Raw genomic sequence first — 21,162 nt, 5'->3', positions numbered from 1 at the left:
CTTCCACATCGCGAGGTACCTGACTGGTGGCACGGCGCGCGGCTGCCCGAGCGCTGTGCTTGTTGCGGTGGTTCTCCGCCGCGCGAGCGGCGAGTGTCGCGGGAGGCCGCCCGGCTAGGGGGCTCCGCCCACCAGCTCCCCGATGAACCCGCGGAGCCGCTCGGTGTCGAGCGCGCCCTGGAGCCGGAAGGCCCGGGGGAACGCCCGACGGCGGACCGCGAGGTCGAGGCAGGCCGGATCGGGGTGCAGGTGAGCTCCCCGGCCCGGGAGTGCGCCGCGGGGATCAGGGACGCACTCGCCCTCGACCGCCGTGACACGCAACAGCTGGTGCTTGGCCGCTCGCTTGCGGCAGCCCACGCAGGTGCGTTCCGGGCGTGCTCGGACGTGCGTCCGGCCAGACGAAGGCAAGTCTACCCCTCCGAAGCGACATGGCGCCGCCCCGCCGATCCCGGAGGACCGGCAGGGGCGCACACGACAACGATGATTACCGGGCCTGCGATTCCTCGGCGGGGACCTCGGTGTCCGGCCGGATGTCGATCCGCCACCCGGTCAGGCGCGCGGCCAGGCGGGCGTTCTGCCCCTCCTTGCCGATCGCCAGCGACAGCTGGTAGTCCGGCACGATCACCCGGGCGGAACGCTGGGCGGCGTCCACGATCTCCACGCTGGTCACCCGTGCGGGCGACAGGGCGGCGGCCACCATCTCCCGGGGGTCCTCGGACCAGTCGACGATGTCGATCTTCTCGCCGTGCAGCTCGCCCATCACGGCGCGCACCCGGGAGCCCATCGGGCCGATGCAGGCGCCCTTGGCGTTCAGGCCCTGGCGGCGCGACCAGACCGCGATCTTGGTCCGGTGGCCGGCCTCACGGGCGATCGCCGCGATCTCCACGCTGCCGTCCGCGATCTCCGGGACCTCCAGCGCGAACAGCTTCTTCACCAGGCTGGGGTGGGTGCGCGACAGCGTCACCGAGGCCCCGCGCACGCCGCGGCGCACGGCCACCACGTAGCACTTCAGGCGGGTGCCGTGCCGGTAGTCCTCGCCCGGGACCTGCTCCTGCGGCGGCAGGATGGCCTCCAGCTTGCCGATGTCGACCAGCACGTTCTTCGGGTCGTTGCCCTGCTGGACGACACCGGTGACGATGTCGCCCTCCTTGCCCGCGTACTCACCGAAGGTCTGGTCGTCCGCGGCGTCGCGCAGACGCTGCATCATCACCTGGATGCCGATGCTGGACGCGATCCGGCCGAAGCCGCTCGGGGTGTCGTCGAACTCCTTCGGCTCGACGCCCTCGTCCAGCTCCGCCGGGTCCTCCATCGCCCACACGGTGACGTGGCCGCTCTTGCGGTCCAGGTTCACCCGGGCCCGCCGGCGCGAGCCCTCGGTGCGGTGGTACGCGGTGAGGAGGGCGGACTCGATGGACTCGACCAGCAGGTCGAAGGGGATGTTCTTCTCGTTGACCAGCGTGCGCAGGGCACTCATGTCGATGTCCACGGCTACGCCTCCTCGTCTTTCGTCACGTTCGTCATGGTCGTACGGCACCGGGGGTTCACTCGGCGCCGTCCTCCCCCTCGTCGAAGTCCGCGGCCTCGTCCAGGAGCTCGTCGTCCTTGCGGTTGAACTCGACCTGGACGCGCGCCCGGGCCACCTCCGCGTACGCCAGACGGCGCTCCTTCGGACGGCCGCGTCCCTTCACCGGCTGCACCTCGACCAGTGCGCCGTCCTCGTCGGCCTCCAGCACCCGGGCGACGATCTCCCCGCCGTCCTCCAGGTGGATCTTGGCCAGCCGACCCTCGGCGCGCTGCCAGTGCCGGGGCAGGACCAGCGGACGCTCCGCACCCGGCGAGCCGACCTCCAGCAGGTACGCGTCGTCCCCCATCAGGTCCGACTCGTCCAGGGCCTCACCGACCACCCGGCTGAACTCGGCGATGGCGTCCATGTCCACGCCGCCGTCGGTGTCGACGTCGATCTGCACCTGCCGACGGCTGCCCGCCCGGGTGACCCTGACGTCCTCCAGATCCAGTCCGGCCTGCTCGGCCAGCGGCTCCAGCAACGCTCGCAGCCGGTCGGTGTGGGTGGTGCTCATCCGGGTGGACTCCTCGGCCGCGTCTGCTGTTGTCAGAAGGTCGCCCCGCGCCCCCGGTGTGCCACACCGGGTCACGGCAGCTCGGCCCAAAGCCTATCCGGTCAAGCCCCCAACCACCGATTCCGGACCTCCGCCGACCACGCCCACGCCACCCACTGCGAGCAAGCTCACACCCGGCACGGCATCCCCGAACCGCACCCGGGAACGTGGGGATTCTGTAATCATTCACGCCAACGAGGGCAGGCGGGGAGGCCGTCCTCCCGTACCCGCCCGGAGTGATCCCGATGCAGCCGCCCAGCCGACGGACCTTCCTGGCCCTCGGACTGCTCACCACCCTCACCGCCTGCACCGCCGACCCCCACGGCGCCCACCCGGCCGGCCCCACCCCACCCCGCGACCTCGACACCCCGGCCCGCCTGCGCGCGATCGCCGACACCGACCTCCTGCTCGGCGCCTACGACAGCCTGCTCACCGCCCCGGGCGCCCAGACCGCCCTGCTCCAACCGCTGCGCGACGACACCGCCCGGCACCGCGCCGCCCTCGCCCAGGGCCTGCCGAGCGCGAGCCCCTCCCCCACCGGCACCCCGTCCCGTGCCCTCCCCACCCTCCCCGAGCTGGCCCTCATGGAGCACCGGACCGCCGAGTCCCACCTCCAAGGCCTCGACGAGGTCAGCCCGCCCCTCGCCCGCCTGCTCGCCTCCGTCTCCGCCGGCAACGCCCTGCACGCCGCGGCCCTCGGCGACCAGACCCCCGTCAAAACCCCCGACGGCACCACCACCGCCAGCAGCACCACCACCGAACGCGCCGCCGACGCCAACGCCGCCGTCCCCGCCCTCCAAGCCGCCCTCAGCGCCGAACACGCCGCCGTCTACGGCTACGGCGTGGTCGGCGCCCACCTCCCCGACGACCCCCAGCGCACCGCCGCCCGCACCACCCACGCCGCCCACCAGGCCCAACGCGACGCCTGGCAACGCCTCCTCACCTCCGCCACCGCCGCCCCCACCCCCGCCGCCGCCGGCTACCAGCTCCCCTTCCCCGTCGCCTCCCCCACCGACGCCGCCAAACTCGCCGTCCACCTGGAAACCCGCCTGACCACCACCTACGCCGACCTGCTCCTCACCCTCCCCACCCCCTACCGCCCCTTCGCCGCCACCGCCCTCCGCGAAGCCACCCTCCGCGCCCACACCTGGGGCGCCCCCACCCCCGCCCTCCCGGGCATCCCCACCTGACACCCCCCTCTGACACCCCCCTCAGCGGGCGCGCCGGGCGAAAGCCCACGCGCCCGCAACCACCCCCCTCAGCCCCCACCTCCCGCACCAAGGCCACCTCCCCCACCCCCACCCACCCGCCCCTCCCCCCGCGAGAGGGACGCGCCGCGGGCGGGGGTGGCGCAGGGGGTGGCCGCGGAGAGGGGCGTGACGGGTGATTTTCAGACTGCCAACGGTCTGAACGCCCCACCTCCAGGGTGGGCAGTCTGAAAATCATCCAGCCCCCGGAGCGGCCACCCCCGGAGCCACCCCCGCCACCCACCCTCCCGAGAGCCCACCCCCCCACCCCAAACCCCCACAATGGACCCATGTCGGGAGCCGAACCCACCATCACCGTCCCCACCTGGCTGACGCACAGCGTCACCGCCACCCAAGGCGAAGCCGCCCACCCCTGGCTCGCCACCCTCCCCGCCAGGACCGCCGCCCACCTGGCCGCCTGGAACCTCACCCTGGAACGGGTCCTCGACCCCGGCGGCAGCCTCAGCCTCGTCGCGTACGTCCACCGCGACGACCTCTCCCCCGCCGTCCTCAAGGTCGGCTTCCCCACCCCCGAGACCGTCCACGAGCACACCGCCCTGGCCCACTGGGCCGGTCGCGGAGCCGTCCTCCTGCTCGACTCCGCCCCCGCCGAGGGCGTCCTGCTGCTCGAACGCCTCCACGGCGGGATCCCGCTGCGCTCCCTCGCCGAGCCCAAGGCCATGCTGGAGGCCACCAGCCTGCTGCACCGCCTCTGGACGGAGCTCCCCGAGGGCCACCCGTTCCCCGGGCTCTCCCAGCGGGTCGACGCCGCCGCCCGTCTCGCGGAACTCCCCCACCCCGTCGCCGCCGAGGCGCGGCCGCTGATCGCCGAGGCGCTGGACACCGCCCGGGACCTGGCCGGCTCCGCCGACGAGTCCTTCCTCCTGCACGGCGACTTCCACCACGGCAACGTCCTGGCCGCCGACCGCGCCCCCTGGCTGGCCGTCGACCCGCGCCCGCTGGCCGGCGAACGCGCCTACGACCTGGCCCGGCTGGCGCTGGACCGCGCCGACACCCTGTTCGGTTCCCCCGGCGCCCCCGCCGCCGTCCGCCGCCGCCTGGGCCGGCTCTCCGAAGCCCTCGAGGTCGACCAGGACCGCCTCCGCGGCTGGACCCTCTTCCGCGCCGTCGACCTCGCGCTCCGCGCCCTCACCGCGGACCGCCGCGAGGACGCCGAGCTCTACCTCGAGTTCGCCGACACCCTCTGACCCGCGGGACCGCCAACTCCCCCCGCCCCGAAGGCCGTTACCTCCCGGCCCCCCGCAGGGGCAACGGCGCCCCCATCACCGCGTACAGCCGGTCCGTCGCCGGGAACCGCACCGCCCGCGCCAGGTCCCGGTACCCCAGCGCCCGGTAGAGCCGCCGCGCCGGCGTCTCCGCGTCGATCGCCGAGAGGATGCTCCGCTCCAGCCCCGATCCCTCGCACAGTGTCCGGATGATCCGCGAACCGACCCCCTGCCCCTGGAACTCCGGCAGCACGTGCAGTTCGGTGACGGCGAAGACCCCGTCCAGCCAGTCCCCGTACCCGCGGGCGGCCAGGTAGGGCTCGATCACCGTGCTCCACCAGTGCTCCCGCTGGTTGGGCATCCCGTACCCGAACCCGACCAGCCGCCCCCCGCTCATCGCCCCGAGCGCGATCACCCCCGGCTGCTGGGCGTGCCGCCCCACGATGTGCAGCCGTACCGCGACCTCCTCGGGCGTCAGCCCGAACGCCACCGCCTGGACCTCCAGCGCCTGCGGCGCCCAGTCCACGAGGTCGATGGCCCCGATCGTCACCCCGGTCAGCTGATCCATGCTCCGGACGTTACTACCAGCGGCCCCGCGGCGCGGCCGAAGATCCCAACAGCGCCCCGCGCGGCCCGAACGGGCCGCTCAGAACAGCACGCTCATGAACGCCCCGACCTCCTGGAACCCCACCCGCCGGTACGCGGCCCGGGCCCGCAGGTTGAAGTCGTTGACGTACAGCGACACCACCGGCGCCACCTCCCGCAACGCGACCTCCAGGACCGCCGCCATCCCCGTCTCGGAGAGCCCCCGCCCCCGGTGCTCCGGAGCGACCCAGACCCCCTGGATCTGGCAGGCCCCCTCCGTCACCGCCCCGATCTCCGCCTTGAAGACGACCTGCCCGTCCTCGCCGAACCGCGCGAACGACCGTCCGGTGGACACGAGTTCGGCCACCCGGGCCTGGTAGAGGAGCCCTCCGTCCCCGGCGAGCGGCGACACCCCCACCTCCTCGGTGAACATCGCCACGCAGGCCGGCATCAGGGTCTCGACCTCGTTGCGCCGCACCCTCCGCACCAGCGGATCCGGCGCGATCTCCGCCGACGGCACCGAGGTCGCCATCAGCGGCTGGTGCGCCCGCACGTCCCGGGGCGGTCCCCAACTGCGCTCCAGCAGTGCCCAGAAGGCCGCCGTGGCCGCCGCCGGCCCGACGATCGAGGAGCAGCGCCGCCCCTGGCGGCGGGCCCGTTCCGCGAACGCCGCGACCGCTTCCGGCCCGGCGTCGACCAGGACCAGGTTCGCCCCGGCGTAGCAGAGCGCGCCCAGCACGCCGTCCCCGTCGTACCAGCCCCACATCTCCCCGCCGAGCCGCCACGGGTCCAGCCCGACGGCCTCGACCCTGGTCGCGACGAAGGCGTTGGCCACCGGGTCGCGGTGGAGGATCTCCAGGGCCTCCGGCAGGTCCGGCGGCTCCAGCACGCGGGTGGTGGCCAGGGCCCGGGCGGCCTGGAAGGAGCTCGGGAGCATCACACCGCGATCGAGCATCGGGACAGCACCTCACTGAGACGACTCTGGCCGCACCCTACTCCGTGGCCCCACCCGGCTACGGCCGCGGGGCCGTCCGCGAACGGACGGCCCCGCTTCCGGAAAACACCGCGCGGACGCTCCCGCACGGTCAGGACAACCTACGGCTGTCGGAAACACGCTGCGCGGGGGCCGTTCCCCCCGCGGCCCTTCACTCCCCAGCGACCACGGTCGGCGCCCCCGCCTCGACACCCGCCGCCTGCATCTGCTCGGCGAGCTTGAGGGCCTCCTCGATCAGGGTCTCGACGATCTTCGACTCCGGAACGGTCTTGATGACCTCGCCCTTGACGAAGATCTGGCCCTTGCCGTTGCCGGAGGCGACCCCGAGGTCGGCCTCCCGGGCCTCGCCCGGGCCGTTCACGACGCAGCCCATGACGGCCACCCGCAGCGGCACCTCCATGCCCTCCAGCCCGGCGGTGACCTCCTCCGCGAGCTTGTAGACGTCCACCTGGGCGCGCCCGCAGGAGGGGCAGGAGACGATCTCCAGGCCGCGCTCGCGCAGCCCGAGCGACTCCAGGATCTGGTTGCCGACCTTGATCTCCTCGGCCGGCGGGGCGGAGAGCGAGACCCGGATGGTGTCGCCGATGCCCTCGGCCAGCAGCGCGCCGAAGGCGACCGCCGACTTGATGGTGCCCTGGAAGGCCGGCCCGGCCTCGGTCACGCCGAGGTGCAGCGGGTAGTCGCACGCGGCGGCGAGCTGGCGGTAGGCGTTGATCATCACGACCGGGTCGTTGTGCTTGACCGAGATCTTGATGTCGCGGAAGTCGTGCTCCTCGAACAGCGAGCACTCCCACAGCGCCGACTCGACCAGCGCCTCCGGGGTGGCCCGGCCGTACTTCTCCAGCAGGCGCTTGTCCAGCGAGCCGGCGTTGACGCCGATCCGGATCGGCACGCCCGCGTCCTTGGCGGCCTTGGCGATCTCGCCGACCTTGTCGTCGAACTGCTTGATGTTGCCCGGGTTCACGCGCACCGCGGCGCAGCCGGCGTCGATCGCGGCGAAGACGTACTTCGGCTGGAAGTGGATGTCCGCGATGACCGGGATCTGCGACTTCTTGGCGATGATCGGCAGCGCGTCGGCGTCGTCCTGCGTGGGGACGGCGACCCGGACGATCTGGCAGCCGGACGCGGTGAGCTGGGCGATCTGCTGCAGCGTGGCGTTGATGTCGGAGGTGACCGTGGTGGTCATCGACTGCACCGAGACCGGGGCGTCGCCGCCGACCGGCACGTTGCCGACCATGATCTGCCGGGAGTAGCGGCGCTTGGCCAGCGGCTTGAGCGGCAGGGACGGAATACCGAGCGAGATCGCGGTCATGTGCGCAGGGTTCCCCGGGGTTGAGGTGTGGTCGACCGCCCGGCCGTGACACGGCCGAGGCCGGGCGCGCTGACGATCGCGCACCCGGCCTCCACGGTACGGCACCGCAACGGCGCCCAGCACACCCGTGGTACCCGAACGCCCTAACTGATCTTCACCGGGTTCACCAGGTCGGCGACCATCACCAGGAGCGTGAAGCCGATGAAGATGCTGGCCACCACGTACGCCACCGGCATCAGCCTGGCGACGTCGAACGGGCCCGGGTCGGGCCGCCTGAACAGCTGTGCGAAGCGGCGCCGGACCGCCTCCCAGGCCGCGCCGGCGATGTGCCCGCCGTCCAGCGGGAGCAGCGGCAGCATGTTGAAGAGGAAGAGCGACAGGTTGATGCCGGCCAGCAGGTTCACGAAGAACGCGATCCGCTGGGTGGCGGGCAGGTCGAGCGAGAAGACCTCACCGCTGACCCGGGCCGCGCCGACCATGCCGACCGGGGAGTCCGGGTCGCGCGGGGCGTCGCCGACGACGGCGTTCCACAGCCCGGGGATCTTGCCCGGCAGGGCGGCCAGCGACTTCACCCCGTTCTCGGCCATGTCGTACATCCGGTCCACCGACTGCCCGAAGCCGAGCTGGACGGTTTCGCTCTTCGGGGTGAACCCGAGGAACCCGGCCTGCACGGTCTGGCCCTTCAGCGGCACGCCCTTGCCGTCGTACTTCTGCACGTCGTTGACGGCGATGGTGGGCGTGAAGGTGAGCCGCTCGCCACCGCGCTCCACGACGATCGCCACCTGCTTGCCGGCCGACTTCCGGATGTCCGCCTGGAGCTGGTCGTAGTCGCGGATCCGGTCGCCGTCGAAGGAGAGCACCTTGTCGCCCTGGCGCAGCCCCACCTCGTTGGCCGGGGTCTTGGGCGCGTCGGCGGGGCAGGTGTCGGTGGGCTGGCCGGCCTTGACCACGCACTGGGCGACCGAGCCGATGGTCGGCACCGTCATCGAGACGCCGAAGCCCATCATGACGGTCAGGAAGAGCCCGAACGCCAGGACCAGGTTCATGAACGGCCCGGCGAACATCACGATCATGCGCTTCCACGGCTTGCGGGTGTAGAAGAGCCGGCTCTCGTCACCCTCCTGGAGCTCCTCGTAGGAGGCCTCGCGGGCGTCCTCGATCATGGTGCGCCAGGGCGAACTGCTGCGCTTGGTGATCCGGCCGTCCTCGCCCGGCGGGAACATCCCGATCATCCGGATGTACCCGCCGAACGGGATCGCCTTGATGCCGTACTCGGTCTCGCCCTTCCGGCGCGACCAGAGGGTCGGGCCGAAGCCGACCATGTACTGGGGCACCCGGATGCCGAACAGCTTGGCCGTGGAGAGGTGGCCGAGTTCGTGCCAGGCGATCGAGACGAGCAGCCCGATGACGAAGACCAGGATGCCGACCACCGTCAAAACCGTTGCCACCGCTGGTCCTCCGTCATGCCGCTCCGCTCATCGTCTCGTCCTACCGCAATCGGGGTCGTCGGTCGACCGTCAGCCGGCCGCCAGCTCGCGGGCCCGGGCGCGCGCCCAGTCCTCCGCGTGCAGGACGTCCTCGACCGTCAGGGAAGTTCCCGCCGCCGGAGCGCCGTCCCGCTGACCGTGCTCGGCCACGACCTTGGCAACAGTGTCCACGATTCCGGTGAAAGCGAGGCGGCCCTTCAGGAACGCCTCCACACACTCCTCGTTGGCCGCGTTGAACACCGCCGGGTTGGTACCGCCCAGGGTGCCCACCTCACGGGCCAGCTCGACCGCCGGGAAGGCCTCGTCGTCCAGCGGGAAGAACTCCCAGGTGGCGGCCCTGGTCCAGTCGCAGGCGGGGGCCGCGTCCGGCACCCGGTCCGGCCAGCCCAGGCCCAGCGCGATCGGCATCCGCATGTCCGGCGGGCTGGCCTGCGCCAGGGTCGAACCGTCGGTGAACTCCACCATCGAATGCACCACCGACTGCGGGTGGACCACGACCTCGATCCGGTCGAACGGCACGTCGTACAGCAGGTGCGCCTCGATCACCTCCAGGCCCTTGTTCACCAGGGTGGCCGAGTTGATCGTGACGACCGGGCCCATCGCCCAGGTCGGGTGCGCCAGCGCGTCCTGCGGGGTCACCCCGGCCAGCTGCTCACGGGTGCGGTTGCGGAACGGGCCGCCGCTCGCGGTGACCACCAGCTTGCGCACCTCGGCCCGGGTACCGCCGGCCAGCGCCTGGAACAGCGCCGCGTGCTCGGAGTCCACCGGCACGATCTGGCCCGGCTTCGCCACCGCCTTCACCAGCGGACCGCCGACGATCAGCGACTCCTTGTTGGCCAGCACCAGCACCCGGCCCGCCTTCAGCGCGGCCAGCGTCGGCCGCAGGCCGATCGACCCCGTGATGCCGTTCAGCACCGAGTGGCACTCCAGGGCGGCCAGCTCGGTCGCCGCGTCCGGGCCCGCCAGCACGGTCGGCAGCGCACCGCCCGCCGCCTTCGCGGCCAGCGCCTCGCGCAGCGCCGGAACGGCCGCCGGATCGGCCACCGCCACGGTGTGCACGCCCAGCCGCACCGCCTGCTCGGCCAGCAGCTCCACCCGACCGCCCGCCGCCGACAGGGCGACCACCCGGAAACGGTCCGGGTTGCGGAGCACCACGTCGATGGCCTGGGTACCGATCGACCCGGTGGAACCCAGGATCACCAGCTCCCGGGGGCCGGAGGGGTCCGCCACGGTGGGCGTGAAACGCAGCTGCGGGTGGGCGAGCGAAGTCATGCGCCCATTGTGTCCTGTTCGCGGCACTCCCCAGGACGACTTCCGACCCTTCGGACTACCGTCGGACCATGCGTACCGTCATCGCCGGGGGCCACGGACAGATCGCGCTCCACCTGGAACGGCTGCTCGCCGCCCGCGGCGAACGCCCCGCCGGGATCATCCGCCGCCCCGAACAGACCCAGGACCTCGTCGACGCCGGCGCCGAGCCGCTGCTGCTCGACCTGGAGGCCGCCACCGCCACCCGGCTCGCCGCACTGCTCACCGGCGCCGACGCGGTGGTCTTCGCCGCCGGCGCCGGACCGGGCAGCGGCGCCGCCCGCAAGAACACCGTCGACCGGGACGCCGCCGTGCTGCTCGCCGACGCCGCCGAACTCGCCGGGGTCCGCCGGTACCTGATGGTCTCGGCGATGGCCGCCGACGCCCAGGCCCGCTTCCCCGCCGACGAGGTCTTCGAGACCTACCTGCGGGCCAAGGGCGCCGCCGACGACGCCGTCCGGGCCCGCACCGCGCTGGACTGGACGGTGCTGCGCCCCGGACGGCTCACCGACGGCCCCGGCACCGGCCTGGTCCGGCTCGCCCCCTCCGTCGACCGCGGCGCGGTGGACCGGGCCGACGTCGCCGCCGTCCTGGCCGCCCTGCTGCGCGAACCGGGCACCGCCGGGCTGACCCTGGAGCTGGTCGCCGGGAACGCCACCGTCGAGGAGGCGGTCGCGGCGGCCGCCGGACACGACGGCTGAGCCCGCGCCGGGGCGCGAACGCGAAGAGGGCCCGGTTCGGCGAACCGGGCCCTCCCGCCTACGACGACACCGCGTCGGCCAGGGGCCTCACAGCCCCGGCGATCTCAGAGGTCTCTGAGTCTCAGAGGTCTCAGAGGTCGAGACCGGTCAGGACCATGACCTTCTCGACGGTGTAGTCGTCCATCGCGTACTTGACGCCCTCACGGCCGACACCGGAGTCCTTGACACCGCCGTACGGCATCTGGTCGGCGCGGTAGGACGGCGCGTCGCCGATGATCACACCGCCGACCTCCAGCTCCCGGTGGGCGCGGAAGGCGGTCTGCAGGTCGTGGGTGAACACGCCCGCCTGGAGACCGAACGCCGAGTCGTTGACGGCCGCGAAGGCCTCCTCCACGCCGTCCACCCTGTGCAGCGACAGCACCGGGCCGAACACCTCGGCCTTGGCCAGGATCGCGTCACCGGGCAGGTCGGCCAGCACGGTCGGGGCGTAGGTCGCACCCTCACGGGTACCGCCGGTGAGCACCTTGGCGCCCTTGGCGACCGCGTCCTCGACCCAGGACTCGACGCGCTTCGCGGCGTTCTCGTCGATCAGCGGGCCGACGTCGGTCGCGTCGTCGGCCGGGTCACCGGTGACCTGCGCCCTGACCTTGGCGACGACCTTCTCCGCCAGCGCGTCGTACACCGAGGCGTCGGCGATCACCCGCTGCACCGAGATGCAGGACTGGCCGCCCTGGTAGTTCGCGAACATCGCGATCCGGGTGGCCGCCCAGTCCAGGTCGGCCTCCGAGGACCAGTCGGCGAGCACCACGGCCGCGGCGTTGCCGCCGAGCTCCAGGGTGCAGTGCTTGCGCGGCACCGAGTCCATGATCTGGTAGCCGACCTTGTCCGAACCGGTGAACGAGATCACCGGCAGGCGCTCGTCCTGCACCAGGGCCGGCATCCGGTCGTTCGGCACGGTCAGGATCGACCAGGAGCCGACCGGCAGGTCGGTCTCGGCCAGGATCTCGCCCAGCACCATCGCCGACAGCGGGGTCGACGGAGCCGGCTTCAGGATGATCGGGGCGCCGACCGCGATCGCCGGGGCGACCTTGTGGGCGACCAGGTTCAGCGGGAAGTTGAACGGGGCGATCCCCAGCACCACACCGCGCGGGAAGCGGCGCACCACCGCGAAACGGCCCACGCCGCCCGGGTCGGTGTCCAGCCGCATGGTCTCGCCGTTGGTGCGGCGCGCCTCCTCGGCGGCCCAGCGGAAGACCGACACCGCGCGGCCGATCTCACCGCGGGCCCACTTGATCGGCTTGCCGTTCTCGGCACTGACCAGCTGGGCGAGCTCCTCGGTGCGCTCGGTCAGCCGCTTGGCCACGTGGTCCAGGGCGGCGGCACGCTGGTGCGCCGGGGTGGCGGCGAACACCGGCAGCGCGGCCACGGCGGCGTCCAGCGCCTCCTCGACCTGCGCCTCGGTCGGGATGCTCACCTTGCCGACCAGACGGCCGTCCCAGCTGTTGTGCACCTCGAAGTCGGCGTCACCGCTCGCCCGGCGGCCGGCGAGCCAGAAATCGTACGTGGTGGTCACCGTGGTACCGGCCCTCTCCTCGTCTGTCCTACGGCCCACGGACGTGGGACCCGGTTTTGAGGGTAGGCGCGGCGGCGCGCCGACCGGATTGGCCGACTAGGAGCGTTCGCCCCCGGGGCCACTCCACCGCGTCCTACCGGCGCCCCGCGGGCCGCCGGAACCCCACACCCCGCCGGCGCCTCACTCCTCGCCGGAGCGCAGCGCCAGCCACAGCTCCATCCGCACGTCCGTGTCGTCCAGCGACCGGCCCAACAGCTCCTCGACCCGGCGCATCCGGTAGCGCAGCGTGTGCCGGTGCACACCCAGGTCCGCCGCCGCCGCGTCCCACTGGCCGTGCCGCGACAGCCACGCCCGCAACGAGGCCACCAGATCCCCGCGGGCCGTCCGGTCGTGCTCCCGCAACGGCCGCAGCAGCCCCTCCGCGAAGGCCGTCACCGCGTCCTCGCCGAGCAGCGGCAGCAGCGACCCCGCGCCGACCTCCTCGTGGTCCACCGACCGGCGGCCACCACGCAGCGCCACCGCCAGCGCCCGCTCCGCCTGCGCGTTCGCCGTCCCCGCCTCCTCCAGCGCGGCCGGCGCCGAGACGCCCAGCGACAGGCCCTCGTGCTCCTCCACCGCGCCCAGACAGGCCCGGTGCACCGCGCCGTTGTCCAGCGCCAGCACCATCAGCCGCGGCCCGTGCGCACCGTCCTCCCGCGCCACCAGCAGCTTCTCGCCCACCCGGGCACCCGCCTGCTCGGCCCGGTCACCCAGCTCCCCGAGCGCCTCCGCGGCATCCGCGTTGGCCGGACCGGCCCCGGCCACCAGCACCCGTATCGTCCCCTCCGGCAGCCCCCCGAACAGCCCCACCGCCACCTGGCGGGCCGTCGCCACCTCACCGGCCAGCACCATCCGCAGCAGCGCCGCGCCCATCCGCTCCTCGGCCTGCCGCAGCTCCCGCGAACGCTCCAGGGTGAGGGTCAGCAGCGCCACCGCCGCGTTCAGCACGTACCGCTCGGTCGGCGTGATCCGGTCCTCGGTCCCGACCGCCAGGAAACCCCGGGCCCGCCGGTCCGCCCCCAGCGACTGGACCACCACGTAGTCCTCGTCCGCCGTGTCTATCCCCGGCGCGCGCCCCTGCAACGCCGCACTCGACGGCGCCGGACGCCGACGCAGCCGGTCCACCTCCGCCGCCAACCGCCCCGCCCGGCGCGCCGCCCAGTCCGGCGCCACCACCGACAGCGCACCCGACCCGTCGTACAGCGCCGCCCAGCCACCCAGCCGGGCCGCCAGCCGGCGCACCACCGCCGTCGTGCCGTCCTTGCCCAGCGCCGCCCGGGTCAGCTCCTCCTGCGCCTCGAAGCTGGTCGTCACCGCCTCGTACTGCTCCGCGGCCAGCGCCGCCGACACCACCTTGCTGATCGCGATGAACGGCGTCGGCTCCGGCACCCGCAGCAACGGCAGCCCGCGCTGCGCCGCCGCGTCCACCAGCGGCTGCGGCACCTCCGTGTGCGACAACCCCACCCCGAGCCCCAGCCCGACCACCCCCGCGTCGGCCAGCCGGTGCACGTACGCCTGCAACTGCGCCGCCGTACGGCCCAGCTTGATACCGGTGGTGAGCAGCAGCTCACCACCCTCCAGGAACGGCGTCGGGTCGTCCAGCTCACTGGTGTGCACCCAGCGGACCGGCCGCTCCAGGTGATCCGCACCGGCGAGGACCGTCAGATGGAGCGACGTGTTGCGGACGACGGAGGCGAGTGTGGGGGGCATGGCACCTTCGAAGGATCGACCTGACCGCGCCGTTGCGGCCGGGCGAGGAGAGGGACGTGGGACTGGTGAGGGTCTCTCCCCTTCATTATGGACGCCCCGGACAACCCGCACTGCCGAATCCACCTCGAAGGCGACTTCCCCCGCCGCCCGCCCTCAGCCCCTGAGGTCCACCAGCAGCGGCGGAACCTGCTCCCCCGACACCGCCGTCAACGACACCACCGCATGCCCCGCCGGCAACGCGTGCGCCAGATCCGACGGCGACCACCGCAACCGCTCCACATCCCGCGTCGTCACCGACTCCGTCTGCGCCGTCGTCCCCGACAACGCCTTCCGCCCGACCCGCCCCGCCCGCCGTATCACCCCACCGGAGGTGTCGGGGGTGTGGGTGACCGCGGTCTCCTGCACCAGGTGCGTCCCCCAGGCCTCCGAGAACAGCTTCCCGTCCCACGGCGCGATCCCCGGGAACGCCATCCGGCAGCCGACCGCGCCGAACAGCGGCGCCCGCAACGCCTCGGGCAGGTCCACCAGCGTCCGCAGCAGCAGCACCGCGCCCGCGTTCGCCCCGCGCATCCGCTGCAGCCCGCGCACGGCGGCGGCGTCCAGCGCCGCCGAGGCGTCGTCCACCACCAGGCCCGCGAACAGCGAACGGTCCTCGCGGGCCCCCGCCGCCTGCACGAACTGCCCCACCACCAGCCGGGACAGCATCCGCGCCGCCTCCGGGTGGCTCCGCTCCGGCAGCTTCACCCGCACCCGCAGCGGGTGGTCCAGCACCCGCATCGCGAACGGCGGCCGACCCGTGCCGTCGGTCGCGAAAGCGCCCTCGAAGGCGGGCCGCTCCAGCAGCGCCAACCGGTCCGCCAGCAGCGCCCCGGGGTCGTCCGCCCGGTCGCGCTGCCGCTCCCGGTACTCCAGGTCCCGCTCGTGGACGGCGAGTCGGCCAGCCATGCCGAGCGCCTTCACCAGCGCCGCCAGCACGTCCGGCTCACCCGCCAACAGCGCCCGCAGCTCCCGCACCCCCGGATAGCGGCCGTACGCCGCGTGGAACGGGCCCACCACCTGCTGCAGCGCGGTACGGGCATGCTCCGCGCGGGCCGTCAGCTCGTCCGGCAGCAGCGCCTCGGCCAACCGGGCGGCCGCCTCGTCCGGGTCCCGCGCGGCGCCGTAGAGGTCCAGCCCGTACAGCGAGGACGGGTCGCCGGGCGCGATCACCACGTCGTACCAGGAATCCGGGCCGAGATCGGCGTCCGCCGCCCCGACCACCACCGCACAGGCCGTACCGGACAGCGCCTGCAGGCACAGCGCCTCGGCCACCGGCCGGGCCAGCCGCGCCGTCTTCCCCGTCCCCGCCGGACCCACCGCCAGCAGCGAGGTGCCCAGCACCGCCGGGTCCAGCGCAAAACCGGCCGCCCGGTGGCCCAGCGGATTCTTCGGGACGTCCTGCGCCGTACCGAGCCGGACCTGGCCGAGCAGCAGATCGTGCCGCTCGGCACGGCCGGGCAGCTCGCGCGCCTCGGAGGGATGGGCGAAGGCCGCCGCGCCGCGGCTGGCCACCTGCTCGGTGAAGGCGGGCACGAACACCGGGTCCGCCTGCGCGGACTCCCAGGCGCGCCGGATCCGCACGTAGTCGACGTCCCCCACGGCCTCGCCCTCCAGCCGGACGGCCGCCTCGGCCGCACCGCCCCGGCGCAGCCCGTCCCACGGGTCCTGCCCGCGCACGGCCTCGACCGCCCCCGGGGCGTCCTCCTCGACGGGCTGCTCCTCCGTCACCGTGCGCGACAGCAGCGGCGCGACGTAACGGCGCCACACCTCGGGCCAGCGGCCCATCCGGCCGAAGATCTTGATGACGGCTGCGGCCACCAGCACGTTCACCGACAGCCCGACGACGGTCACAAGGGTCTCGCTGGGGTGTTCGACCCAAACGGTGATCACGATCAGGTGAAGCACCAGCTGTGTGCCGTAGACAAAGGCGAACCACGCCACCACCGCGTTCAGCCCCGCCCGCAGCAGCAGCGGCCAGGTCGCGACCTTGGCCGCCTCCGCCCGCTCCGGGTCGACGCGGCGGTAGCCGAGCCGGTAGACGCCCGGGTCGGCGTCGGGGCGCGGGGCGCAGGCCCAGGTCGCGAGGTCGAAGGAGGAGGTGCCCGCCGCGGGCCGTTGGTGGGGCAGGGGGGTCGGGGGTCTGGTGGTGGTGCGCTCGCCGTGGTGGTGTGCCCCGTCCTGTGCCATGTACGGTCCCGCTCCCTCGCCCGCCCGCCCGGCCCGACCGCCGTCGGTGCCGCCATACCCATGCCGCCGTACCGGCGACACGCCCGCGCTCAGGGTAGTGGAGCGCGGCCTGCGGGTAGTCGCGCCACCCGCGCTGGCCGTGCCGGACAAGTCGGACGGCGCACTGCTACCGAGTGGCGCGTGCCGGGGTGGGGAGGGCGGCCGTAGCCTGCGAAGCACCGAGCCGAGAAGTCTGGAGATACCCCATGAGCGCCGCAACGCCGCTCCCGCAGGAGCGCCGCCTGGTCACCGCGATCCCCGGTCCGAAGTCGCAGGAGCTGCACGCCCGCAAGCTGGGTGCGGTGGCGGCCGGTGTCGGCACCACCCTGCCGGTGTACGTGTCCCGTGCCAACGGCGGCGTGCTGGAGGACGTGGACGGCAACTCGCTGATCGACTTCGGTTCCGGCATCGCCGTGACCAATGTCGGCAACAGCGCCGAGGCCGTGGTGGCCCGGACGACCGAGCAGCTGGCCAGCTTCACGCACACCTGTTTCATGGTGACCCCGTACGAGGGTTACGTGGCCGTCGCCGAGCAGCTGAACGAGCTGACCCCGGGTGACCACGAGAAGCGCACCGCGCTGTTCAACTCGGGCTCCGAGGCCGTCGAGAACGCGGTGAAGATCGCCCGCGCCTACACCAAGCGCCAGGCCATCGTGGTGTTCGACCACGGCTACCACGGCCGCACCAACCTGACGCTGGCGCTGACGGCGAAGAACATGCCGTACAAGCAGGGCTTCGGTCCGTTCGCCCCCGAGGTCTACCGGGTGCCGGTCGCCTACCCGTACCGCTGGCTGACGGGTGCGGAGAACGCCGCCGCCGAGGCCGCCGCCCAGGCGATCGACACCATCAACAAGCAGATCGGCGCCGAGAACGTCGCCGCGATCATCATCGAGCCGATCCAGGGCGAGGGCGGCTTCATCGAGCCGGCCAAGGGCTTCCTGCCGGCGATCGTGGAGTTCGCGAAGGCGAACGGCATCGTGTTCGTCGCGGACGAGATCCAGACCGGCTTCTGCCGTACCGGCCAGTGGTTCGCGTGCGAGGACGAGGGCATCGTCCCGGACCTGATCACCACCGCCAAGGGCATCGCCGGCGGTCTGCCGCTGTCCGCGCTGACCGGCCGCGCCGAGATCATGGACGCCGCGCAGACCGGTGGTCTGGGTGGCACCTACGGCGGCAACCCGGTGGCGTGTGCCGCCGCGCTGGGTGCCATCGAGACCATGAAGGAGCAGGACCTCAACGGCAAGGCGCAGCGGATCGGCGAGATCATGCTGGGCCGCCTGCGGGCCATGCAGGAGAAGTACGAGATCATCGGCGAGGTCCGCGGCCGCGGCGCGATGATCGCCGTCGAGCTGGTGAAGCCGGGTGGCAAGGAGCCGAACGCGGAGGTCACCGCGGCCATCGCCAAGGCGTGCCACGCGGAGGGCCTGGTCGTGCTGACCGCCGGCACCTACGGCAACGTGCTGCGCTTCCTGCCGCCGCTGGTCATGCCGGAGCACCTGCTGAACGAGGGCCTGGACATCCTGGAGGGCGCGTTCGCCGCTCTCTGAGCGGTGTCGCCCGTCAGGTCGTGAACCCCCTTCCGGAGGGTTGTCCGGACAGCGCTGAACGGCCCGTGGGGACCTCTGGTCCGCACGGGCCGTTCGGTTGTCCGGGCGCGTCGCGCGGGCGGCCGGGGCATGATCGACGGGGCGCCTCCGAGGTTGCCCCGCGCAGGGTGAAGATGGTGTGCGGAATCGCTGAAGGCGCTCGGCGCGGAAGGGCTGTTGACGTAGTGTCATCGCAGATGGACAGCGAGCCTCAGCCATGGGCGCGGCCGTCCGCGGGGCCCCCTCCGGGGCCGGTTCCGCGGGTGCCGGACGAGGACGACCAGCCCGGCCCGGGAGGGCCGGCGCACACCGAAGGCCGATCGACCGACCGTCCGACCCACACCCCCCGGGGCGCACGGAACGGCGATCATCAGGGCCGCCCCGGAGCTCTCCCCCCTGCTCCGGGGCGGCTGTCCGTCGTCCTGGGCCGGGTGGCCCGGTCGGTGGCCGTCCCGGTGACGGCGGCGGTGCTGCTGGTGGTGGTGTCCTGGCAGGTCGCGGTGGAGGGGCCGCTGCTCGGCGTGGACCGTTCGGTCCGCCGGGCCGTCCGTACGGCTCACAGGGACGTCCCGGACGCGCTGCTGGACCGGCTCGGCCACTTCCTGTCGGACCTGGGCGGCGGCGTCCCGGCGGTCCCGGTGCTGCTGCTGGCCGGCGCGTTGGCGGCCTGGCGGGGGCTCCGGGCCGGGGCCGGGCGCTGGTGGCTGCCGCTGCCGGTGGCGGCGCTGACCTCGGCGCTGATCCCGCTGCTGGTGGTCCCGGCGAAGTCGGCCTTCGCCCGGCCCGGTCCGCTCGGGGAGCCGCTGACGGCGGGCCAGTGGGGCTGGTACCCGTCCGGGCACACCGCGACCGCGGCGATCTCGTACGGGGTGGCGGCGCTGCTGCTGGCCCGGGTGGCGGGTCCGCGCGCCGCCCGGCAGTTGGCGGCGGGTGCGGTGCTGCTGTCGCTCGGGGTGGGCGCGGGTCTGGTGTGGAGCGACTTCCACTGGCTGCTGGACGTGGTGGCGAGTGGGTGCCTGGCCGTCCTGGTGCTGTGGCCGCTGGCCCGGTGGCTGCCCGGGCCGGGTGCCGGTGGCGGTCAGGCCTCGGGGTCCTCGTTGCGGTGAACCAGGCCGGGCTCGCCGTTGTCCCGGTGCCACTCGATGACGAGTTCGTCGCGGGCGCCGAAGCGGACCAGGTGGCGGCCGACGACGTCCTCCAGGCCGGGCAGCTTGTCGCGCTCGCCCTCGACGGTGAGCAGCAGCGCGTCCGGCTGGGCCTCCAGGGTGGCGGTGCCGGCGCCGAAGACCATCGTGCCGCGGCCGGTCTCCTCGGAGTAGACGGCCTCGATCTTGCGCCCCATGTGGGCGGTGAGCTGCTTGGCGTAACGGCCCGGGCGGTCGGTGGCGACGCGGGCTTCGGAGCGGGGCATGGGCCCTCCAATGATCGGGGACGGGAACTTAGGGTTCCCTCACTTGGGAGCAACGCTAACCCAGATACTGAGCCAAGCTCAACATATTTCCGCGATCGTCTTCCGCCGCCCGCCACGGGCCCCGGACCGACGGCTACCCTTGGGCGGACGCCAGCCGAGGAGACCGCCGATGACCACCACGCCGACCGACGAACCGGCGGACCCCTCCCCCGGCCCCCGGCCCGGCACCCCGGGCACCGCCGCCGAGCTGGCCGACGCGATGACCAGGGCGATCAAGCGGATCCGCCGTCAGACCGGCTGGCGGCTGGAGCCGTACGGCATCACCCCCGGCCAGGCCCGGGCCCTGCGCACGCTCGCCCACGTGCCCGGCTGCGAGACGCCGGACCACGCGATGCGGCTGAGCGACCTCGCCGACAAACTGCACATCGCCCCGCGCTCGGCGACCACCGTGGTCGACGCGCTGGAGGAGGCCGGCCTGGTCGAGCGCAGCCCCGACCCGGCCGACCGGCGGGCGGTGCGGATCCTGCTGACCGAGGCCGGACGGGCGGCGGTGGAGCGGATCGGGCAGGTCCGGGACGAGGTGGCCCAGGAGTACTTCGGCGAGGTCAGCCCCGCCGACGAGGAGGTGCTGCTGCGGGTGCTGCGCTCCGCCGAGGCCCGCTTCCTCGCAGCCGGGCCGCCACGCCGCTAGCGGTTCCGGGACGCAGCGCGGTGATCCCGATCCCGGTGATCACCAGCAGCGCGGCCGCGGCGGCCGTCGGGCTGATCCGTTCGCCGAGCAGCAGCCAGGCCGAGGACATCCCGAACACCGGCACCAGCAGCGAGTAGGGCGCGACGGCGGTCGCGTCGTAGCTGCGCAGCAGGAAGCTCCAGGCGACGAAGCCGAGCAGGGTGGAGACCAGCCCGACGTAGCCGATCGCGCCCAGTCCGGCCGGGGTGATGTCGCGCAGGGCGCGCAGGTCCGCCTCGGGGCCCTCGACCAGCAGGGACAGGCCCAGCAGCGGCAGCGGCGGGACGGCGCTGACCCAGACCATCCAGCGCAGCGCGTCCGGCGGCGCGGCCCTGCGGGTCAGCACGTTGGCCAGCCCCCAGGCGACGGCGGCCAGGACGACCAGGGCGAAGGCCCCGAGCGGGCCGCCGGCGCCCTGGTCCCAGGCGCTCAGCGCGATGCCGGCGAAGGCGACCGCCAGGCCCGCCAGCCGCTGCCCGCCGGGGCGTTCGCGCAGCAGCACGGCGGCGAACAGCGCGGTGAAGCCGGCCTGCCCCTGGAGCACCAGCGAGGAGAGCCCGGCCGTCATCCCGGCGTGCATGCCGAGGAAGAGCAGTCCGAACTTGACCACCCCGAGGACCACGCCGACCGCCAGCACCCAGCGCCAGGCCACCTTGGGCGGGCCGACGAAGAAGACCGCCGGCACCGCGACGACGGCGAACCGCAGGGCGCAGAAGAGCAGCGGCGGGAAGTTGTCCAGGCCGACGTGGATCAGGACGAAGTTGAGGCCCCAGACGGCGGCCACCAGGATGGCCAGGGCGATGTGGCGGGGGCTCATGCCGCCCCGGCCGCCGGTGCCGCCCGTGCCGGTCGTGCTGCCCGTACTGCTCAT

The 21,162-nt window shown here is 73.6% G+C and carries 19 protein-coding genes; 6 read left to right on the top strand and 13 right to left on the bottom strand.

All coding sequences use genetic code 11. From position 1 onward, the window contains the following. Positions 1-114: 114 nt before the first annotated feature. The 3 genes from ACFVU7_RS44030 to rimP all read right to left on the bottom strand — a co-directional run bounded on the left by ACFVU7_RS44030 (position 115) and on the right by rimP (position 2,078). Complete coding sequence (locus ACFVU7_RS44030) at positions 115-408, bottom strand: YlxR family protein (RefSeq protein ID WP_074006403.1); 294 nt, start codon at positions 406-408, stop codon at positions 115-117. Between the two features lie 76 nt (positions 409-484). Beyond that, on the bottom strand, positions 485-1,486 hold the full coding sequence (nusA, locus tag ACFVU7_RS44025) for a transcription termination factor NusA (protein ID WP_049659751.1): 1,002 nt from the start codon (positions 1,484-1,486) through the stop codon (positions 485-487). Positions 1,487-1,541: 55 nt separating this feature from the next. After that, positions 1,542-2,078: a ribosome maturation factor RimP gene (rimP, locus tag ACFVU7_RS44020; RefSeq protein ID WP_074006402.1), complete on the bottom strand. Its 537-nt coding sequence runs from the start codon at positions 2,076-2,078 to the stop codon at positions 1,542-1,544. Positions 2,079-2,362: 284 nt separating this feature from the next. Between rimP and ACFVU7_RS44015 the strand changes: the two genes are divergently transcribed. Beyond that, the gene (locus tag ACFVU7_RS44015; RefSeq protein ID WP_388052253.1) at positions 2,363-3,307 is read left to right on the top strand and encodes a ferritin-like domain-containing protein; all 945 of its coding nucleotides are present in this window, start codon (positions 2,363-2,365) and stop codon (positions 3,305-3,307) included. A 347-nt stretch (positions 3,308-3,654) separates the two neighbouring features. After that, positions 3,655-4,572, top strand: coding sequence for an aminoglycoside phosphotransferase family protein (locus ACFVU7_RS44010; protein ID WP_387830920.1), 918 nt, complete (start codon positions 3,655-3,657; stop codon positions 4,570-4,572). 37 nt (positions 4,573-4,609) lie between these two features. Here the strand turns inward: ACFVU7_RS44010 and ACFVU7_RS44005 are convergent, their stop codons facing one another. The 5 genes from ACFVU7_RS44005 to dxr form a co-directional block, all read right to left on the bottom strand. Further along, positions 4,610-5,158, bottom strand: a complete 549-nt coding sequence (locus tag ACFVU7_RS44005) for a GNAT family N-acetyltransferase (protein ID WP_388052250.1) — start codon at positions 5,156-5,158, stop codon at positions 4,610-4,612. A gap of 78 nt (positions 5,159-5,236) precedes the next feature. Next, entirely contained in the window at positions 5,237-6,112 is an 876-nt protein-coding gene (locus ACFVU7_RS44000; protein ID WP_049651309.1) for a GNAT family N-acetyltransferase, read from the bottom strand. A gap of 208 nt (positions 6,113-6,320) precedes the next feature. After that, entirely contained in the window at positions 6,321-7,481 is a 1,161-nt protein-coding gene (ispG, locus tag ACFVU7_RS43995) for a flavodoxin-dependent (E)-4-hydroxy-3-methylbut-2-enyl-diphosphate synthase (RefSeq protein WP_049651296.1), read from the bottom strand. A 143-nt stretch (positions 7,482-7,624) separates the two neighbouring features. After that, complete coding sequence (locus ACFVU7_RS43990) at positions 7,625-8,929, bottom strand: RIP metalloprotease (protein ID WP_049651297.1); 1,305 nt, start codon at positions 8,927-8,929, stop codon at positions 7,625-7,627. Positions 8,930-8,998: 69 nt separating this feature from the next. Beyond that, a complete protein-coding gene (dxr, locus tag ACFVU7_RS43985; protein WP_049651298.1) occupies positions 8,999-10,240 on the bottom strand; it encodes a 1-deoxy-D-xylulose-5-phosphate reductoisomerase in 1,242 nt (413 codons plus the stop codon). 68 nt (positions 10,241-10,308) lie between these two features. Here dxr and ACFVU7_RS43980 point away from each other — a divergent pair, with 68 nt between their 5' ends. Further along, positions 10,309-10,977: an NAD(P)H-binding protein gene (locus ACFVU7_RS43980; protein WP_388052247.1), complete on the top strand. Its 669-nt coding sequence runs from the start codon at positions 10,309-10,311 to the stop codon at positions 10,975-10,977. Positions 10,978-11,107: 130 nt separating this feature from the next. Here ACFVU7_RS43980 and ACFVU7_RS43975 read toward each other — a convergent pair whose 3' ends face one another. The 3 genes from ACFVU7_RS43975 to ACFVU7_RS43965 form a co-directional block, all read right to left on the bottom strand. Then, positions 11,108-12,550 (bottom strand): aldehyde dehydrogenase family protein, encoded by a 1,443-nt coding sequence (locus tag ACFVU7_RS43975; RefSeq protein ID WP_388052245.1) that lies wholly within the window; start codon positions 12,548-12,550, stop codon positions 11,108-11,110. 180 nt (positions 12,551-12,730) lie between these two features. After that, positions 12,731-14,299: a PucR family transcriptional regulator gene (locus tag ACFVU7_RS43970; protein WP_049651301.1), complete on the bottom strand. Its 1,569-nt coding sequence runs from the start codon at positions 14,297-14,299 to the stop codon at positions 12,731-12,733. A gap of 153 nt (positions 14,300-14,452) precedes the next feature. Beyond that, positions 14,453-16,525: an ATP-binding protein gene (locus tag ACFVU7_RS43965; RefSeq protein ID WP_388052242.1), complete on the bottom strand. Its 2,073-nt coding sequence runs from the start codon at positions 16,523-16,525 to the stop codon at positions 14,453-14,455. 245 nt (positions 16,526-16,770) lie between these two features. On the opposite strand from ACFVU7_RS43965, the gene gabT reads away from it, so the two are divergent. Together gabT and ACFVU7_RS43955 are read left to right on the top strand one after the other, a co-directional pair. Further along, entirely contained in the window at positions 16,771-18,111 is a 1,341-nt protein-coding gene (gene gabT, locus ACFVU7_RS43960; RefSeq protein WP_049651302.1) for a 4-aminobutyrate--2-oxoglutarate transaminase, read from the top strand. 482 nt (positions 18,112-18,593) lie between these two features. Next, complete coding sequence (locus ACFVU7_RS43955) at positions 18,594-19,256, top strand: phosphatase PAP2 family protein (RefSeq protein WP_388052239.1); 663 nt, start codon at positions 18,594-18,596, stop codon at positions 19,254-19,256. Here ACFVU7_RS43955 and ACFVU7_RS43950 read toward each other — a convergent pair. Beyond that, on the bottom strand, positions 19,229-19,561 hold the full coding sequence (locus ACFVU7_RS43950) for a DUF2218 domain-containing protein (RefSeq protein ID WP_049651304.1): 333 nt from the start codon (positions 19,559-19,561) through the stop codon (positions 19,229-19,231). The two genes, ACFVU7_RS43955 and ACFVU7_RS43950, sit on opposite strands and share 28 nt — an antisense overlap. Before the next feature lie 169 nt (positions 19,562-19,730). On the opposite strand from ACFVU7_RS43950, the gene ACFVU7_RS43945 reads away from it, so the two are divergent. Further along, entirely contained in the window at positions 19,731-20,252 is a 522-nt protein-coding gene (locus ACFVU7_RS43945; protein WP_049651305.1) for a MarR family winged helix-turn-helix transcriptional regulator, read from the top strand. Here the strand turns inward: ACFVU7_RS43945 and ACFVU7_RS43940 are convergent. Further along, a complete protein-coding gene (locus ACFVU7_RS43940) occupies positions 20,167-21,108 on the bottom strand; it encodes an EamA family transporter (protein WP_388052260.1) in 942 nt (313 codons plus the stop codon). The two genes, ACFVU7_RS43945 and ACFVU7_RS43940, sit on opposite strands and share 86 nt — an antisense overlap. Positions 21,109-21,162: the final 54 nt, after the last annotated feature.

Origin of the sequence: Kitasatospora sp. NPDC058046 (genome assembly GCF_042885595.1) — a bacterium.
In the GTDB taxonomy this organism is placed as follows: Bacteria; Actinomycetota; Actinomycetes; order Streptomycetales; family Streptomycetaceae; genus Kitasatospora.
Note: the sequence above shows the minus strand (reverse complement) of the source record. Positions and strands in the feature narration are given on the sequence as shown.

Excerpts from the sequence above, each read along its gene's own strand:
- gabT (WP_049651302.1), top strand. The coding sequence starts at position 16,771 with ATGAGCGCCGCAACGCCGCTCCCGCAGGAGCGCCGCCTGGTCACCGCG.
- ACFVU7_RS44005 (WP_388052250.1), bottom strand. The coding sequence starts at position 5,158 with ATGGATCAGCTGACCGGGGTGACGATCGGGGCCATCGACCTCGTGGAC.
- ACFVU7_RS44000 (WP_049651309.1), bottom strand. The coding sequence starts at position 6,112 with ATGCTCCCGAGCTCCTTCCAGGCCGCCCGGGCCCTGGCCACCACCCGC.
- ACFVU7_RS43965 (WP_388052242.1), bottom strand. The coding sequence starts at position 16,525 with ATGGCACAGGACGGGGCACACCACCACGGCGAGCGCACCACCACCAGA.
- ACFVU7_RS43980 (WP_388052247.1), top strand. The coding sequence starts at position 10,309 with ATGCGTACCGTCATCGCCGGGGGCCACGGACAGATCGCGCTCCACCTG.
- ACFVU7_RS44015 (WP_388052253.1), top strand. The coding sequence starts at position 2,363 with ATGCAGCCGCCCAGCCGACGGACCTTCCTGGCCCTCGGACTGCTCACC.
- ACFVU7_RS43950 (WP_049651304.1), bottom strand. The coding sequence starts at position 19,561 with ATGCCCCGCTCCGAAGCCCGCGTCGCCACCGACCGCCCGGGCCGTTAC.
- ACFVU7_RS44010 (WP_387830920.1), top strand. The coding sequence starts at position 3,655 with ATGTCGGGAGCCGAACCCACCATCACCGTCCCCACCTGGCTGACGCAC.
- rimP (WP_074006402.1), bottom strand. The coding sequence starts at position 2,078 with ATGAGCACCACCCACACCGACCGGCTGCGAGCGTTGCTGGAGCCGCTG.
- ispG (WP_049651296.1), bottom strand. The coding sequence starts at position 7,481 with ATGACCGCGATCTCGCTCGGTATTCCGTCCCTGCCGCTCAAGCCGCTG.
- ACFVU7_RS43970 (WP_049651301.1), bottom strand. The coding sequence starts at position 14,299 with ATGCCCCCCACACTCGCCTCCGTCGTCCGCAACACGTCGCTCCATCTG.
- dxr (WP_049651298.1), bottom strand. The coding sequence starts at position 10,240 with ATGACTTCGCTCGCCCACCCGCAGCTGCGTTTCACGCCCACCGTGGCG.
- ACFVU7_RS43945 (WP_049651305.1), top strand. The coding sequence starts at position 19,731 with ATGACCACCACGCCGACCGACGAACCGGCGGACCCCTCCCCCGGCCCC.
- ACFVU7_RS43940 (WP_388052260.1), bottom strand. The coding sequence starts at position 21,108 with ATGAGCCCCCGCCACATCGCCCTGGCCATCCTGGTGGCCGCCGTCTGG.